The organism is Tsukamurella hominis (genome assembly GCF_965137015.1).
Taxonomy (GTDB): Bacteria; Actinomycetota; Actinomycetes; order Mycobacteriales; family Mycobacteriaceae; genus Tsukamurella; species Tsukamurella hominis.
Window position 1 is genome coordinate 372,616 of sequence record NZ_CBCRZG010000002.1, and the last position, 16,017, is coordinate 388,632.

General features: G+C 71.7%; 16 protein-coding genes and 1 riboswitch. Of the genes, 10 read left to right on the forward strand and 6 right to left on the reverse strand.

Annotated elements, in window-relative coordinates; all coding sequences use genetic code 11:
* Window positions 1–63 precede the first annotated feature (63 nt).
* From def to ACM9LD_RS04385, 3 genes are read left to right on the forward strand one after another with little or no spacing between them, the layout of a single operon-like run.
* A complete protein-coding gene (gene def, locus ACM9LD_RS04375) occupies window positions 64–609 on the forward strand; it encodes a peptide deformylase (RefSeq protein ID WP_415675540.1) in 546 nt (181 codons plus the stop codon).
* Window positions 609–1,544, forward strand: a complete 936-nt coding sequence (locus tag ACM9LD_RS04380; protein WP_415675541.1) for a methionyl-tRNA formyltransferase — start codon at window positions 609–611, stop codon at window positions 1,542–1,544. The genes def and ACM9LD_RS04380 overlap by 1 nt, the downstream gene beginning before the upstream one ends.
* On the forward strand, window positions 1,490–2,902 hold the full coding sequence (locus ACM9LD_RS04385) for an RsmB/NOP family class I SAM-dependent RNA methyltransferase (RefSeq protein ID WP_415675602.1): 1,413 nt from the start codon (window positions 1,490–1,492) through the stop codon (window positions 2,900–2,902). Before ACM9LD_RS04380 ends, ACM9LD_RS04385 begins: the two co-directional genes overlap by 55 nt.
* Here the strand turns inward: ACM9LD_RS04385 and ACM9LD_RS04390 are convergent.
* Both ACM9LD_RS04390 and ACM9LD_RS04395 read right to left on the reverse strand, forming a co-directional pair.
* Window positions 2,899–3,843: an endonuclease domain-containing protein gene (locus ACM9LD_RS04390; RefSeq protein WP_415675542.1), complete on the reverse strand. Its 945-nt coding sequence runs from the start codon at window positions 3,841–3,843 to the stop codon at window positions 2,899–2,901. The two genes, ACM9LD_RS04385 and ACM9LD_RS04390, sit on opposite strands and share 4 nt — an antisense overlap.
* 118 nt (window positions 3,844–3,961) lie before the next feature.
* A complete protein-coding gene (locus ACM9LD_RS04395) occupies window positions 3,962–4,903 on the reverse strand; it encodes an LGFP repeat-containing protein (protein WP_415675543.1) in 942 nt (313 codons plus the stop codon).
* A gap of 192 nt (window positions 4,904–5,095) precedes the next feature.
* On the opposite strand from ACM9LD_RS04395, the gene rpe reads away from it, so the two are divergent.
* The 7 genes from rpe (at window position 5,096) to ACM9LD_RS04430 (ending at window position 10,333) form a co-directional block, all read left to right on the forward strand.
* Window positions 5,096–5,770 carry a ribulose-phosphate 3-epimerase gene (rpe, locus tag ACM9LD_RS04400; RefSeq protein ID WP_415675544.1) on the forward strand — a complete coding sequence of 225 codons (675 nt, stop codon included), beginning with the start codon at window positions 5,096–5,098 and terminating at the stop codon, window positions 5,768–5,770.
* A gap of 2 nt (window positions 5,771–5,772) precedes the next feature.
* The gene (ribD, locus tag ACM9LD_RS04405) at window positions 5,773–6,765 is read left to right on the forward strand and encodes a bifunctional diaminohydroxyphosphoribosylaminopyrimidine deaminase/5-amino-6-(5-phosphoribosylamino)uracil reductase RibD (protein ID WP_415675545.1); all 993 of its coding nucleotides are present in this window, start codon (window positions 5,773–5,775) and stop codon (window positions 6,763–6,765) included.
* Window positions 6,766–6,810: 45 nt separating this feature from the next.
* Window positions 6,811–6,969: riboswitch (FMN riboswitch) on the forward strand.
* Window positions 6,970–7,024: 55 nt separating this feature from the next.
* On the forward strand, window positions 7,025–7,657 hold the full coding sequence (locus tag ACM9LD_RS04410) for a riboflavin synthase (protein ID WP_114515028.1): 633 nt from the start codon (window positions 7,025–7,027) through the stop codon (window positions 7,655–7,657).
* A gap of 2 nt (window positions 7,658–7,659) precedes the next feature.
* Entirely contained in the window at window positions 7,660–8,907 is a 1,248-nt protein-coding gene (locus ACM9LD_RS04415) for a bifunctional 3,4-dihydroxy-2-butanone-4-phosphate synthase/GTP cyclohydrolase II (protein WP_415675546.1), read from the forward strand.
* Window positions 8,904–9,383 carry a 6,7-dimethyl-8-ribityllumazine synthase gene (gene ribH, locus ACM9LD_RS04420; RefSeq protein ID WP_415675547.1) on the forward strand — a complete coding sequence of 160 codons (480 nt, stop codon included), beginning with the start codon at window positions 8,904–8,906 and terminating at the stop codon, window positions 9,381–9,383. Before ACM9LD_RS04415 ends, ribH begins: the two co-directional genes overlap by 4 nt.
* Window positions 9,380–9,826, forward strand: a complete 447-nt coding sequence (locus ACM9LD_RS04425) for a 6,7-dimethyl-8-ribityllumazine synthase (RefSeq protein ID WP_415675548.1) — start codon at window positions 9,380–9,382, stop codon at window positions 9,824–9,826. The genes ribH and ACM9LD_RS04425 overlap by 4 nt, the downstream gene beginning before the upstream one ends.
* 54 nt (window positions 9,827–9,880) lie before the next feature.
* Entirely contained in the window at window positions 9,881–10,333 is a 453-nt protein-coding gene (locus ACM9LD_RS04430) for a PH domain-containing protein (RefSeq protein ID WP_415675549.1), read from the forward strand.
* A 4-nt stretch (window positions 10,334–10,337) separates the two neighbouring features.
* Here ACM9LD_RS04430 and ACM9LD_RS04435 read toward each other — a convergent pair whose 3' ends face one another.
* From ACM9LD_RS04435 to ACM9LD_RS04450, 4 genes are all read right to left on the reverse strand, one after another.
* Window positions 10,338–11,825 (reverse strand): aldehyde dehydrogenase family protein, encoded by a 1,488-nt coding sequence (locus ACM9LD_RS04435; protein WP_415675550.1) that lies wholly within the window; start codon window positions 11,823–11,825, stop codon window positions 10,338–10,340.
* A complete protein-coding gene (locus tag ACM9LD_RS04440) occupies window positions 11,822–13,402 on the reverse strand; it encodes a GMC family oxidoreductase (protein WP_415675551.1) in 1,581 nt (526 codons plus the stop codon). Before ACM9LD_RS04440 ends, ACM9LD_RS04435 begins: the two co-directional genes overlap by 4 nt.
* A gap of 101 nt (window positions 13,403–13,503) precedes the next feature.
* Entirely contained in the window at window positions 13,504–14,958 is a 1,455-nt protein-coding gene (locus ACM9LD_RS04445) for a peptide MFS transporter (RefSeq protein ID WP_415675552.1), read from the reverse strand.
* Window positions 14,959–14,998: 40 nt separating this feature from the next.
* Complete coding sequence (locus tag ACM9LD_RS04450; protein ID WP_415675553.1) at window positions 14,999–16,009, reverse strand: ankyrin repeat domain-containing protein; 1,011 nt, start codon at window positions 16,007–16,009, stop codon at window positions 14,999–15,001.
* Window positions 16,010–16,017 lie beyond the last annotated feature (8 nt).

Genomic DNA, 16,017 nt, shown 5'->3' on the forward strand with positions numbered 1-16,017 from the left:
GCGGGCGCGCCGCTGTGACAGGTGCCGCTGCCCCGTGTTCGGTCCGGGCTGGATAATGGGGGGATGAGTGTGCTCCCCGTTCGCATCTATCCGGACCCCGTCCTCCGCACCCCCGCGGACGAGGTGACGGTCTTCGACGCCGATCTCGCGCGGCTGGTGGACGACATGATCGACACGATGCACCACCACAACGGCGCCGGCCTGGCGGCGCCGCAGGTGGGAGTGAGCAAGCGGGTGTTCGTGTACGGCTGTGGCGGCCGCGAGGGCCACCTGATCAACCCGGTGTGGCGTGCCGTCGGCGACGAGATGCAGACCGCGGCCGAGGGCTGCCTGTCCATCCCGGAGGTGCGCGGCGAGTGCACCCGGCACATGAACGTCGTGGCCGAGGGCGTCGACGTCACGGGCGCCCCCGTCACCCTCGAGGCCACCGAGATCCTGGCCCGCTGCGTCCAGCACGAGAGCGACCACCTCGACGGGGTGCTCTATCTGAGCCGTCTCGACCCCGAGGAGCGCAAGGCCGTGATGCGGGTGATCCGCAGCTCCCCGTGGTTCACCGACCCGGCCGCCACCCTGGCCGCCGGTGCCGGTGGCGCGGGCGGACGCGCCTGATGCGGCTGCTGTTCGCGGGCACCCCCGAGCCCGCCGTCCCGGCGCTGCGCGCCCTCCTCGCCTCGGAGCACGAGGTCGTGGGCGTGCTGACGCGCCCCGACGCCCGCTCGGGCCGCGGCCGCGGCGTCCGGCGCTCGCCCGTCGGCCAGGTGGCCGACGAGGCCGGGATCCCCGTGTTGACCCCCGCGACTCTGCGGGATCCGGAGGCCCGGGCGGCGATCGTCGACCTGGCGCCGGACTGCTGCCCGGTCGTCGCCTACGGCGGGATGATCCCGCCCGATCTCCTGGACGTCCCCGTCCACGGGTGGATCAACCTGCACTTCTCGCTGCTCCCCGCGTGGCGGGGCGCGGCCCCGGTGCAGGCCGCGCTGGAGGCCGGCGACGAGGTCACCGGCGCGTCCACCTTCCGCATCGAGGCGGGCCTCGACACCGGCCCGGTGTTCGGCGTGCTCACCGAGCGGATCCGGCCCGACGACACCGCGACGGTGCTGCTCGACCGGCTCGCCGAGCACGGCGCCGAGCTGCTGACGCGCACCGTCGACGGGGTGGAGGCCGGCGCGCTGCAGGCCCAGCCCCAGTCCGCCGACGGCGTCTCGCACGCGCCGAAGGTCACCGTCGACGCCGCCCGGGTGCGTTTCGACCTGCCCGCCGGCGCCGTGGACCGGCACATCCGCGCCATGACCGACGCGCCGGGCGCGTGGGTGCCACTGGGCGAGGCGCGGCTCAAGCTCGGGCCCGCCGTCGTCGATGCCGACGCCGAACGCCTGGCCCCGGGCGAGCTGCGGGTCACCAAGCGCGACGTCCACGTGGGCACCGCCACCGCGCCCCTGCGGCTCGGCACCGTCCAGCCGCCCGGCAAGAAGCCCATGCCCGCCGCCGACTGGGCGCGCGGCGCCCGGGTCGAGTCCGGCACGATCCTCGGAGGCGACCAGTGACCGATCCCGCGCGCAGCGCCGCGCTCGAGACTCTCGCCGCCGTCCGCGAGCGGGGCGCCTACGCCAACCTCGTGCTGCCCGGCCTGCTCCGGGACAAGCGGCTCAAGGGCCGCGACGCGGCCTTCGCCACCGAGCTCACCTACGGCACCTGCCGCGCCCAGGGCCTCCTCGACGCGGTGATCGAGAACGCGTCCGGGCGTCCGGTCGCCGACATCGACGGGCCCGTGCTCGACGCGCTGCGCCTGGGCGTCTATCAGCTGCTGCGCACCCGGGTGGGGGCGCACGCCGCCGTCTCCGAGACCGTGGACGCCGTGAAGGCGACCGCCGGCCGCGGCGCCTCCGGTTTCGCCAATGCGGTCTTGCGGAAGGTGTCCAAGGACGACGAGGACACCTGGGTCTCCCGCGTGGCCCCGCCCGCCGCGGACGACCTGCTCGGGCACCTGGCCATGCAGTACGCGCACCCGCGGTGGATCGCCGAGGCGTTCTGGGAGTCGCTGCGCGCCAACGGCATCAACTCGATGGGGCAGCTGCAGGCGCTACTCGCCTCCGACGATTCCAGGCCGCCCGTGCACCTCGTCGCGCGACCGGGGGAGATCTCCGCCGAGGAGCTGGCGCTCATCGTCGAGGGGGAGACCGGCCGGCTCTCGCCCTACGCGGTGTACCTGCCCGGCGGCGATCCCGGCGCATTGGACCCCGTCCGCGACGGCCTCGCCGGCGTGCAGGACGAGGGTTCGCAGCTGGTGGCCCGGGCGGCGGCGGTCGCGCCGCTCGAGGGGCCCGACGGTGGCCGCTGGCTCGACCTGTGCGCCGGGCCGGGCGGGAAGGCCGCGCTGCTCGGCTCGCTCGCCGCGATCGACGACGCCCGCGTCGACGCCGTCGAACCCGCCGAGCACCGGGCTGAGCTGGTGCGCAAGGCGGTCAAGGGGCTGCCCGTGGATGTGCATGTGGCCGACGGCCGCGCGTCGGGGCTGGAGCCGGGCTACGACCGGGTTCTGGTCGACGCCCCGTGTTCGGGCATCGGCGCCCTACGCCGGCGGCCCGAGGCGCGCTGGCGCAAGCAGCCCTCCGACGTCGCGGACCTGACGGTTCTGCAGCGCGAGCTGCTCACCGCCGCCGCGGAACTCGCCCGCCCGGGCGGCGTGGTGCTCTACGCGACCTGCTCTCCGCACGTCGCCGAGACGCTCGGCATCGTCGGCGACGAGGAGCTGTTGGCGGCCGCCGGGCTGGAGCGGATCGACACCCGCCCGCTGGTCCCGGAGACCGACCTCCCGCTCGGCGACGGCCCGCACGTCCAGCTCTGGCCCCACCTCCACGGCACCGACGGCATGTTCTTCCAGGCCCTCCGCAAGCGCCCCTAATCCGATTGAACGACGTTCTGGAGACTATGACCTGCGGTTTTGCTCTCCGGAACGTCGTTCAATCGGTGGATCTTCGGGAGTTTGAGGGGCGGGTTCGTAGGCGACGGTCCGCTCCAGCCCCGCGCCCGTAGCTCGCGGGCGACGCGGTCGAGGAACGCCGCTCGGCCGCTGAGGAGCATCGGTGAGGTGACGCGGATGATGATCCATTTCTGGTCGGTGATGGCGTTCCAGCGGGCGATGTCGATGCGTTGTTGCTCTGTCGAGCGGTGGTAGTCGCCGTCGTACTCGATGGCGATGCGGTACTTGCCGGAACCGAGGTCGACGTGAAAGGGCGTACCGGGGACCGGTTGCTGCGGCCGGAAGAAGTCGAGGCCAGATCGATGAACGACGAGGCGTGAGTAGGTCTCCCAAGGGGACTGCGCGCGATTGCTGGCCTCGGCGATGACGTCGCGTACTCGATTCGCCCCGTACAGACCGGGGTGCGTGTCGAGATAGGCGAGAATGGCGGCCTTCGTGGTCAGGGACCTGCCGAGCCGATCGACGCGGATGAACTGATCCACCCCCGCGATCTTCTCGTCACCCTCGGCGAAGCGCGCCACGTCGACGGCGGTGCGAACGATCGATGTGGCGACGTGTCCGGACACGGTGACGACGTCCTCGACCGGGAGGTGACCGCAGCGCATCACCACGCCGTGTCGCCTCCCCTGCGCGGGAAGCCAGATCTCCGGTCTGTGGCCGGCGGCGTACTCGACACCGTGCAGAGCCGCAGCGCTCCAGCAGACGAACACGAGATCGGGGTAGGCGGACTCGAGTGCCTCGAGAACGTCGTCGTTAGACGGCGTCGCAGCGCCATCGTGGCGAATGCCGTGGATGACGGGGGTCGATTCCTGCCGGAGCGCATGCTCGGTCCGCCCGCCGAGGAGTTCCCGCCTGCGTCCCATCACATCAATTGGACGCACCAGCCCTGCGATCGGATCCCTACGAGACCAATTGAACGACGTTCTGGAGAGTCCGACCTGCGGTTTTACTCTCCAGAACGTCGTTCAATTGGGGAGGGGGTCAGCCCTTGAGGACGCCGCCCTTGGTGAATTCCTGGGCGCCGTTCTTGACGTCGCCCTTCGGGTAGCCCATGCCGAAGGCGCCGCCGCCCTTGACCCACTGGTCCTTGATCTTGCCGGACACGACGTGCGCGCCGTACTCGGGCGACCAGACGATCGAGCCGTTCTGGAAGTCGTTGTAAGCGCCCGCGACCGACCCTGCGGTGGGGCCGCCGACGGACAGCTCGCTCATCAGCGGGAAGCCCAGCTTGCCGGTGGGGCCGCCCTGCTTGAGGTAGAAGTCGCGGATCGCACCGGAAACGCCGGCCGCCTTGCCGCCGTTGACCTTCGGGTTCCAGTAGATCGTGCCGTTGGTGAACTCCTGCACCTTCGACCCGCCGGCGATGTCCTTCTCGACGCCGAGGGGCTGGCCGTACTTCTTCTGGCCGCCGTCCTTGGTGAAGGTGTCGTTGATCGCTCCGGTGACCGCGAACTTCAGCGGCTCGTCGGGCTTGGTGTCGGCGGCGGGCGTGGTGGCCGCGGCCTGGCCGGCGAGGAGCTGGCCGAGGAGCTTCTGCGCGTTCGGATCGCTGCCGAACATCTTCACCAGCGTCGCCACGTCGGTGGTGGGCAGCTGCCCGGTCGCGAGGATCTGCTGCACGCCGGGGATCTTCGCCAGCTCGGTGAGCGCGGGCTGCGCGGAAGCCGGCACGGCGTTCGCGGTGGAGACCAGCGGGGTGCCGGCCGCAGCGGGCGTCGCCGCGGGGGCGGCAGCTGCCGGTGCCGCAGCGGCAGCTGCCGCCGGGGCGGCGGGCGCTGCCGCAGCCGGAGCGGCCGGTGCAGGGGCGACGGGGACCGCGGGCACGGCGGGCGCCGCGGGATCTGCCATCGCGGGGGCCGCGGCAACGAGTGCAGCCGCGGCGACCGCCACGAACGTGGTCAAGGTGGTGCGTGCGATCCGCATGACGACCTCTCAACAATCGACGACACGAGAGTTACCCGTGTGATTAGTTGTGCTGATGTTACTAGAGTGACAAATGAAACACAACGACGTCGCGGTCCGCGCCCGTGAATCCGCGGCCGAACGGCCTCACGACCCCGAACCCGGCCTCGTGTGTGCGCAGGAACGCGGATTCGCAGACGTAGAATCCGACGCATGTCTTCGCCGATGATCGCGCCGTCCATCCTGTCCGCCGACTTCGCCCGACTCGGGGCAGAAGTGGAGGCCGTGGGCGGACCGGAGGGCGCCGATTGGGTGCACGTCGACGTCATGGACAACCACTTCGTCCCGAACCTCACCCTCGGGCTGCCCGTGGTCGAGAGCCTGCTCAAGGCGACGACGATCCCGCTCGACTGCCACCTGATGATCGACGACCCGGGCCGCTGGGCGCCCCCGTACGCCGAGGCCGGCGCCTCCAACGTCACCTTCCACGCCGAGGCCACCGACGACCCGGTCGCCGTCGCCAAGGACATCCGCGCCGCGGGTGGCAAGGCGGGCCTCGCGATCAAGCCCGGCACCGCCTTCGAGCCCTACATCGAGATCCTCAAGAGCTTCGACACGCTGCTGGTCATGAGCGTCGAGCCCGGCTTCGGCGGGCAGTCCTTCATCGCCGACGTGCTGGAGAAGGCGCGTGCCGCCCGCCGCCTCGTCGACGCGGGCGAGCTCCGCCTGCTCGTGGAGATCGATGGCGGCATCAACGCCGACACCATCGAGCAGGCCGCCGCCGCGGGCGTCGACTGCTTCGTGGCGGGCTCCGCCGTCTACAACGCTGCGGACCCCGCCGAGGCGCTGCGCAAGCTCCGCGCCCAGGCCGCCGCCGTCCCGCGCTGACGGTGGACCTGCAGGCCGCGCTCGCGCTGGCCGTCGAGGAATCGGCGGCCGCCCGCGGGATCAGCACCCCCAACCCGCCCGTCGGCGCCGTGATCCTCGCAGCCGACGGCACCGTCGCCGGACGGGGCCGCACCGCCCCCGCCGGCGGGCCGCACGCCGAAGTCGTCGCCCTGGCGGAGGCCGGCGAGGCCGCGCGCGGCGGAACCGCCGTCGTGACCCTCGAGCCGTGCGATCACACCGGCCGCACCGGGCCCTGCACGCAGGCCCTCATCGCAGCCGGGGTCGCGCGCGTCGCCTACGCCGCCGCCGACCCGAACCCGCTCGCCGCCGGGGGAGCCCAGACTCTGCGCGCGGCCGGGGTGGAGGTGGAGCACCTCGCCGTCGAACCGTGGCCGCTCACCGAGTGGCTGTTCCGGCAGCGGCACGGCCGCCCGATGGTCACCGTCAAGCTGGCGGCCACCGTCGACGGCCGGATCGCCGCCCCGGACGGCACCAGCCAGTGGATCACCGGACCCGCCGCGCGACGGCGCGCGCACGCCGAACGGGCTCAGCTCGACGCGATCATCGTGGGCACCGGCACCGTCCTCGCCGACGACCCGGCGCTCACCGCCCGCGACGCCGACGGCGAGCCGCTGGCGCACCAGCCGACCCGGATCGTCCTGGGGGAGCGGGAGATCCCCGCCGGCGCGAAGGTACTCGCCGGTCCCGGGGACGCGCGCGTCGTCCGCAGCCGCGATCCGCGCGCCGCGCTCGACGCCGCCGGCGACGCCGTGCACGTCCAGGTCGAGGGCGGCGCGACGGTGATCGGCGCCTTCGTCGCCGCCGGCCTCGTCGACCGCGTCCAGGCCTACATCGCCCCCGTGCTGCTCGGCGCCGGGCTGCCCGCCCTGACGGTGCCCGGCGTGGGCACCCTGACCGACGCGACGCGGCTGCGCCTGGACACCGTCGAGCGCCTCGGCGACGACGTGCTGGTCACCCTGTTGCGTTCTGCGTGAGCCCAACACTTGGGGCCGCGGCCGGTGAGTGCTACCTTCGGAAGCGGAAGTTCTCAGGGCGGGGTGCGATTCCCCACCGGCGGTGATGGACTCCGGGCGATCCCGGCGTTCGAGCCCGCGAGCGCCCCACCGCGAGGTGGGGGTCAGCAGATTCCGGTGCGATCCCGGAGCCGACGGTCATAGTCCGGATGAAAGAGAACTACGCGGGCGTACCCCGCGTCGTCGTGCCGCCCTGAGGCCGAAGTGGCAGGAGCGGCGGATGTTCACCGGCATCGTCGAAGAGTTGGGCGTGATCACCGCCCGCGAGGACCTCCCGGATGCGGCCCGTTTCACGGTCCAGGGCGATCTCGTCACCTCCGATGCGAAACACGGCGATTCGATCGCGGTCAACGGTGTCTGCCTCACGGTCGTCACCGTCGAGGGCGGCGCCTTCACCGCCGACGTCATGGAGGAGTCCCTCCGCCGCAGCTCGCTGAGCAAGCTCGGCCCGGGCGACCGGGTCAACCTTGAGCGCGCCGCCGCCGTCAACTCCCGGCTCGGCGGCCACATCGTGCAGGGCCACGTCGACGGCACCGGTCACGTCCTGAGCCTCAGCCCGTCCGAGCACTGGACCGTCGTGCGGCTCGCCCTCCCGGAGCAGCTGGCCCGGTACGTCGTCGAGAAGGGCTCCATCACCATCGACGGGGTCTCGCTCACCGTCTCCGCGCTCGGGCAGGGGGTGACCGGCGACGACGCGCAGCACTGGTTCGAGGTCTCGCTCATCCCCACCACGCTGGAGCTCACCAACCTCGGCGGGGCCGAGCCCGGCACCGTCGTCAACCTCGAAGTGGACATCGTCGCGAAGTACGTCGAGCGCCTGACCGGATTCGCCGGGCGCGAGGAGGAGAAGTAGCCATGACGAGAATGGATTCGATCGAGCGCGCCATCGCGGACATCGCCGCCGGCAAGGCCGTCGTCGTGGTCGACGACGAGGACCGGGAGAACGAGGGCGACCTGATCTTCGCCGCCGAGAAGGCGACGCCCGAGCTGGTGGCCTTCATGGTCCGCTACACCTCCGGGTACCTGTGCGTGCCGCTCGACGGCGCCACCTGCGACAAGCTGGGCCTGCCGCCCATGTACTCGACCAACCAGGACAAGCACGGCACCGCCTACACGGTCACCGTCGACGCCAAGGAGGGCGTGGGCACCGGCATCTCCGCCGCCGACCGCGCCACCACCATGCTCAAGCTCGCCGACCCGAGCTCGACGGTCGACGACTTCACCCGGCCCGGCCACGTCGTGCCGCTGCGCGCCAAGGACGGCGGCGTGCTGCGCCGCCCCGGCCACACCGAGGCCGCCGTCGACCTCGCCACCCTGGCCGGGCTCGCCCCCGCCGGCGTCATCTGCGAGATCGTCTCGGAGAAGGACCCGGGCGGCATGGCGAAGTCCGACGAGCTGCGCGTCTTCGCCGACGAGCACGGCCTCGCCATGATCTCCATCGCCGACATGATCGCCTGGCGCCGCAAGAACGAGAAGCACGTCGTGCAGGTCGCCTCCGCGCGCATCCCCACCCGCTACGGCGACTTCCAGGCCGTCGGTTACACCTCGATCCACGACGACGTCGAGCACGTCGCGCTGGTCAAGGGCGACGTCACCGCCGACGACGGTGCCGACGTCCTGGTCCGCGTGCACAGCGAGTGCCTCACCGGCGACGTCTTCGGCTCGCTGCGCTGCGACTGCGGCCCCCAGCTGGACGCCGCCATGGAGATGGTGGCCCAGGAGGGCCGCGGCGTCGTGCTCTACATGCGCGGGCACGAGGGCCGCGGCATCGGCCTCATGCACAAGCTGCAGGCCTACCAGCTGCAGGACGGGGGCGCCGACACCGTCGACGCGAACCTCCAGCTCGGCCTGCCCGCCGACGCCCGCGACTACGGCCTCGGCGCGCAGATCCTCGTCGATCTCGGCATCACGTCGATGCGCCTGCTCACCAACAACCCGGCCAAGCGCGTCGGCCTCGACGGCTACGGCCTGCAGATCACCGAGCGGGTCGCGATGCCCCTGCGCGCCAACGCCGAGAACATCCACTATCTGCGCACCAAGCGCGACCGCATGGGCCACGACCTGCGCGACCTCGACCACTTCGACCAGGGAGGTACCGCGTGAGCGGCGCTGGAATCCCCGACATCGCGCTCGACGGTGCCGCCGACCTGCGGCTGGCGATCGTCGCGTCCCGCTGGCACGACACCGTCTGCGAGGCGCTCCTGGCGGGCGCGCTCCGGACGGCGGAGTCCGCGGGCGTGCGGCACGTCACCGTCGAGCGGGTGGCGGGCGCCGTCGAGCTGCCGGTCGTCGCGCAGGAGCTGGTGAAGAACCACGACGCGGTCGTGGCGCTCGGCGTCGTGATCCGTGGCGGCACCCCGCACTTCGAGTACGTCTGCGATGCGCTCACCGCGGGCCTGCTGCGCGTCTCGCTCGACGCCGGCGTCCCCGTCGGCAACGGCGTCCTCACCACGAACACGGAGGCCGAGGCCCTCGACCGCGCGGGCCTGCCCGGCTCGGCCGAGGACAAGGGTGAGCAGGCCGCGTCCGCGGCCCTCGACACCGCGCTCACGCTGCGCAAGCTGCGGGCGGTCCGATGAGCCGCATCGCCCTGGTCCAGGCCACCTGGCACCGGAACATCGTCGACCGGGCCCGCGACGGCTTCATCGAGGAGTGGCAGCGCCTCGGCCACGACGGTGCCGAGGTCGACGTCTTCGAGGTGCCCGGCGCCTATGAGATCCCGCTCACCGCGAAGCGGCTCGCCACCACGGGGCGCTACGCGGCCGTCGTGGCCGCCGGGCTGGTCGTGGACGGCGGAATCTACCGGCACGAGTTCGTGGCGACCGCCGTCATCGACGGACTGATGCGCGTGCAGCTCGACACCGACGTCCCCGTCTTCTCGGTGGTGCTGACCCCGCATCACTTCCACGAGCACGACGAGCACACGGCCTACTTCGAGCGGCACTTCGTGGGCAAGGGGGCCGAGGCCGCCCGCGCCGTCGACTCCACGCTGACGGTGCACGCCGCGCTGCCGACCGCGTAGCCACCCGCCGCGGTCGACGGCCCGCTGTCCGCTTTCCGTAGAATGGCGCCCGTGATGACCGACGCGACCACGCAGCCCGTGCTCGAAGTGACCCCGCGCAAGATCAAGATCTACGCCTGGTCCTTCGCCGTGGTGCTGGTCCTGGGCCACGCCTTCGTCGCCTGGCTGCTCAAGGCCGGCGGCGACTCGGGGATCGCCTTCAAGACCGGCGATCAGGCGGGCATGGTGGGCATCGGGATCATCCTGGCCTGCGGCGCGCTGCTCTTCGCCCGCCCCCGGCTGCGCCTCGGCCCCGACGGGGTGACGGTGCGGAACCTACTCAACGAGAACACCTACCCGTGGGACGTCGTCGAGGGCTTCTCGTTCCCCGAGGGCGCGCAGTTCGCGCACCTCGAGCTGCCGCGCGACGAGTTCGTCGCGATCTGGGCCATCCAGGCGCGCGACGGCGAACTCGCGGTGCAGTCCTTGGATCGCGCCCGCGAGGTCGCCGCCGTCTACCAGCGCTGAGCCGCTACTTGATCGTGCCGCCGCGGCCGTGCAGGATCGTCATCAGCTGCGTGAGCTGACCCTCCTGCGCCGCCGTTCGCGCGAAGCTCGTCAGGTTGAGCAGCGGGTTGAAGCGCTTGCGGGCGATGCCCTTGGCGTACGTGAATTCGCGCAGGCCGTCCGGGCCGTGGATGCGGCCGAAGCCCGACTCGCCGACGCCGCCGAAGGGCAGGTTCGGCACGCCGGCGAACGTGATGATGCCGTTCACGGCCGCCATCCCGGAGCGGATCCGGTCCGCCAGCTCCATGCCGCGGGCCTTGGAGAAGACCGTCGCCGCGAGGCCGTACTTCGTGGCGTTCGCGAGCTCGACCGCCTCGTCCATGGTGTCCACCTTGGCGACCGTCACCGTCGGGCCGAAGGTCTCCTGCGTGACCGCGATCGAGTCCTCGGGCACGTCGACGAGCACCGTCGGCTGGACGAAGCGCTCGCCGACCGCGTCGGCGCCGCCGACGAGGGCGCGGCCGCCGCGGGCGAGGGCGTCCTCGATGTGCGACTTGATGATCGCCAGCTGGCTCGGCATGGTGATCGGGCCGATCTTGGAGTCCTCGGAGTCGTTCGCCGTGACCTCGCGGGCCTTGGCGACGAGCTTCTCCAGGAACGGGTCGTAGACGTCCTTGTGCACGTAGACGCGCTCCACGCCGACACAGGTCTGGCCGGCGTTGGCGAAGGCGCCCCAGGCCGCGGCGTCGGCGGCGGCGTCGAGGTCGGCGTCGCGGTCCACGAGGAAGGCGTCCTTGCCGCCGGCCTCGATCACCACCGGCGTCAGCGTCTCCGCGCACGCGGCCATGACCTTCTTGCCGGTGTTGGTGGAGCCGGTGAAGGCCACCTTGTTCACGCCCGAGGTACACAGCGCGTTGCCGGTCTCGCCGAGGCCCGTGACGGCCTGCAGGACGGGGCGGCCGACGGCCTCCTCGAACGTGCGGGCCAGCCACACGCCGACGCCGGGCGTGTACTCCGAGGGCTTGAAGACCACGGCGTTGCCGGCGGCGAGGGCGTAGGCGATCGAGCCCATCGGGGTGAAGACGGGATAGTTCCACGGGCCGATGACGCCGACGACGCCGAGCGGGTGGTAGCGCACCGTCGCCGACTGGTTCGCCATGACCAGGCCCGAGCCGACGCGCCGCGGCCCGAGGACCTTCTTCGCGTGGTTGGCGGCGTAGGCCAGGTGGTCGATGCCGAGGGCGGCCTCGAGCAGGGCGTCGCCGTGCGGCTTGCCCGTCTCGTCGTGCACGATCTGCGCCAGCTGGTTGATCCGCCGGGTGATCACGCCCTTCCACGTGTTGAGGGCCTGCTTGCGGCCCTCGAAGCCGATCTCCTGCCACCAGTCGGCCTGCTCGCGGGCCCGCGCCACGACGGCGTGCACGTGGTCGGCGGAGTGGATCGGGTACGTCTCGACCACGTCGCCCGTGCGGGGGTTGAGGGAGTCGAAGGTCTTCGTGTTCGCTGCGGTCATGCTGACTTCCTGATCTCGTCGGCCGCCTTCTCGGCGATCATGATGGTGGGGGCGTTCGTGTTGCCGCGCGTGATCATCGGCATCACCGAGGCGTCGACCACGCGCAGTCCCTCGGTGCCGCGGACGCGCAGGTGCGGGTCCACCACGGAGTCCTCGCCGGACCCCATCGCGCAGGTGCCCACCGGATGGAACAGGGTCTGGGCGTAGGTCCGGATGAGGGCGAGGAAGTCGTCGTCCGACGGGTCCTCGGGCACGTGCCAGGGCTTGCCCAGGTTGCGCGCGAGCGGCCCCTGGCGGCACAGCTCGAATCCGGCGCGCGTGCCCGCGAGGAGGGCCTCGAGGTCGGCCTGCTGGTCGAAGTAGTTCGGCTCCAGCGACGGGTGCCAATCGGGATTGGCCGAGCGCAGCCGCACCTGCCCGCGGCTGGCGACGTTGACCAGCGTGGGGCCGCAGATGAATCCGCGCTTCGTCGGCTCGTGCAGCATGTTGTCGTAGAAGCCCGATCCCATGACGTGGTACTGCAGATCCGGGTGCTCGAGGTCGTCGCGGGAGCGGAAGAAGCCGCCCGCCTCACCGCCGTTCGAGGCCAGCGGGCCGGTGCCGAGCAGCTTCCAGCGCAGGAGGTTCTGCAGGTTCTGCGCCTCCATGAGGTCGCTCGCGCCGTGGGTGTCGAAGATGATCGGCACGATCGGGTGATCGTGCAGGTTGGCGCCCACGCCGGCGAGGGGGACCCGGGTGTCGATGCCGAACTCGGCCAGGTGCTCGGCCGGGCCGATCCCCGAGAGCATCAGCAGCTGCGGCGAGTTGATCGCGCCGCCGGACAGGATCACCTCGCGGCGCGCCTTCGCGGTGTGCTCCGCGGCCTGCTGCTTGAAGGTCACGCCCGTCGCGCGGGCACCGTCGAACTCGATACGCCGGGCGGTGGCGCCCAGCGCGACCGTGAGGTTCGGGCGCGAGCGGGCGGGTTCGATGTAGGCCTTGTCGGTCGACCAGCGCCGGCCTCCCTTGCAGGTGACCTGGTACAGGCCGGCGCCGTCCTGGGTGGCGCCGTTGAAGTCGTCGTTCCGTTTCAGCCCGGAGCTGACGGCGCTGTCCACCCACGCGTTGACCAGCGGGTGCGTGTACACCCGGTCCTCGACGTTGAGCGGGCCGCGGGTGCCGTGGAAGTCGTCGCGGCGGGCGGCGTTGCCCTCGGCCTTCTTGAAGTAGGGGAGCACGTCGTCGTACGACCATCCGGTGGCGCCGTACTCCGATTCCCAGGCGTCGAAGTCCGCGCGGTTGCCGCGGATGTAGATCATCGCGTTCATCGACGAGCAGCCGCCGAGCGCCTTCATGCGCGGCCAGTACGTCGGCCGGTCGTCGAGGTGCTTCTGCGGGGTGGTGGTGTAGTTCCAGTCCCACTTCGTCTTGAACAGCGCGGAGAAGGCGAGCGGGATGTGGATCTCGTCCGCATCCGCCTCGCCGCCGGCCTCGAGGAGCAGGACGGAGACGCCCGGATCCTCCGACAGGCGCGCCGCCATGACGGCGCCCGCGCTGCCGGCCCCCACCACGATGTAGTCGTACTCGTCCGCCGGCAAGCCCGCTCCTCGCGTCGTTCCAGTGCTTGGTGACGAAGTTACTCGCAAGTCTCGTGGGCGTGAAGGGATTGGACAGGTTCGACGGTGCCCTCAGGTCACCCTCAGGCGACGGCGGGGGCGAGGCGCTTGATCATCGGGGTCAGGGCCACGACGACCAGGCCGATGGCGATGGCGGTGCCGCCCAGGATCAGGAAGTACGGCGCCTCGTCGTCCTGGTCGTAGAACGTCGCCAGGCGACCGGCCAGGGCCGTGCCGAGGCTGATGGACAGGAAGTTCAGGGCCACCATCTGCGCGGCGAAGGCGCGCGGCGCGAGCTTGGTGGAGACGCTGAGGCCGACGGGGGAGATGCACAGCTCGGCGAGCGCGAAGATCAGCATGATCCCGAGCAGGCCGATCAGCGGCGCCGTGTTCACGCCCGCGGGCATGAGCAGGAAGGCCAGGAAGGCGACGCCGATGCCCATGGTGCCGATGGCGAACTTGATCGGCGTGCTCGGCTGCCGCGTGCCGAGCTTCGTCCAGAGCGCCGCGAAGACGGGCGCGAAGATCAGGATGTAGACCGGATCGACGGACTGGATCCAGGAGGCGGGGAACTCCCAGCCGCCGAGGGTGCGGTCGAGGCGCTCGTCGGCGTAGACCGCGACGAACGTGAACATCTGCTGGAACAGCGCCCAGAAGGCGACCTGGGAGAGGAAGAGGGGGATGAAGGCCTTGACGCCGTTGCGTTCGGCATCGTCGACCCGGTTGCTGCGGAGGAGGAAGACGAAGTAGGCGAGGGAGATCGCGGCGACGGTGATGATCACGGCGTCCACCAGGTTCTTCGCGGTGATCACGCCGGCCAGGATGAGGCCCACGACGATCGCGATCGCGACCACGGCGCCTGTGGCGACGCGCTGGATGTCGGTGCGCGAGGCGGGGTTCGGCACCTCCTGGCTGATCCGGGGGAGCATCTTGCGGGTGAGCCCGTACTGGAGGAGGCCGAGCGCCATGCCGACCGCGGCCAGGCCGAAGCCCCAGTGGAAGCCGACGTTGTCCTGCAGGTAGCCGGTGAGCAGGGGACCGATGAAGGCGCCCAGGTTGACGCCCATGTAGAAGAGCGAGAAGCCGGCGTCGCGGCGGGTGTCACCCGCCGGGTAGAGATCGCCGACGACCTTGGTGGCGTTGCCCTTCACACCGCCCGAGCCGACGGCGACGAACACCAGGCCGATCGCGACACCGGTCGCTCCGGGGATGGCCGCGAGGGCGATGTGCCCGGCCATCACGAGGCACGCGGAGTAGAAGAGGGTGCGCTCGGCGCCGAGCAGGCGGTCGGAGACCCAGGCGCCCGCGATGGTCGAGAGGTAGACGAATCCGCCGTAGGCGCCGACGATTCCGAGCGAGGTGGTCTTGTCGAAGCCGAGGCCGCCCTCGGACGCCGAGTAGTACAGGTAGTACGCGAGGATCGCCTGCATCCCGTAGAACGAGAAGCGCTCCCACATCTCGACGCCGAACAGGTTCACCAGCGGCCAGGGATGTCCGAAGAAGCGGGTGTCGGGTTTGTAACCGGGGGTGGTGGTCATTTGTCGATGTAACCATGCCCGGGGCGCCCGGCGTGGCAGCTCAGCGCAGGAGTCGCTCCGCCTCCGGCTGGTACGCGTGCTCGGCCCACTCGCGCGGCGTGGTGCCGTACTGCAGGTCGACGACGGTGCGGTCGGCCCCGGCGTCGAGGAGGGCGCGGATCAGGTCGAGGTCGCCCGCCCAGGCGGCGTGGTGCAGCGGCGTCGCGCCCTCGCCGTCCCTCGCGTTCGGGTCGTCGGGGACGGTCGGGACGGTGACGGTGACCCCCGCGACGTCGATGCCGTGCTCGGCGAGGAGGTTCAGGCGCGCGGCGAAGCCGTGCTGCGCGGCCCAATCGACCTGGCGGCGCCACACCTGCGCGCGGTTCTCCGTCTCGGCACCGGCACGCGTCTCCCATGGACTCGGCCCGGCGTCGGCAAGGCCGTGCGCGAAGAGCAGTTCGAGGTGCGCGTCGTCGGGCCGGAACATCCGGTTGTAGAGCGTCTGCTGGTCGGCGGGGTGCGCTCCGCGGTCCAGCAGGAGGGTGGCCAGTTCCTGGGCGCGGGGGTGCCGCGGCTCGCGGCCGGCGCCCTGTTCGCCCTCGCCGAAGACTCCGGTGAGGGCGGTGAACGGGGTGGGCAGGCCGGAGTGCAGGAAGCCGGTGTTCGCGTCGGCGCCTCCGTCGAGGAGCAGCGTCGCGGCGTCGAGCGAGCGATCGATCGCCGAGTCGATCGGGAGGCGCGAATAGCAGAGGTAGCTGAGGGGGTGCCAGCCGAAGGGGCCGCCCGGGGCGGCCGCCAGGGAGGGATCGGCACGCAGATGTGCGGCTACCGCATCGGCGTCGCGCGCCGCCGACGCCGCCCAGACAGAGCGCTCGACGGTGCCGGGGTCGCTCGCGAGCAGGGTCGCGGCGTCGTCCCAGCGGGGCGGCGCGTCCGAGGGGCCGTAGCGCAGGCAGGCCAGCGAGCAGAAGAGGTCCGCGGGGGCGAGGGCGGCCTCGTCCACCGCGCACGGATCCACGGTGAGGTCGGCGTTCGACGCGGCGGGGGAGCCGCTGCGTGCCGGTCCGGTCATCGGTGCCT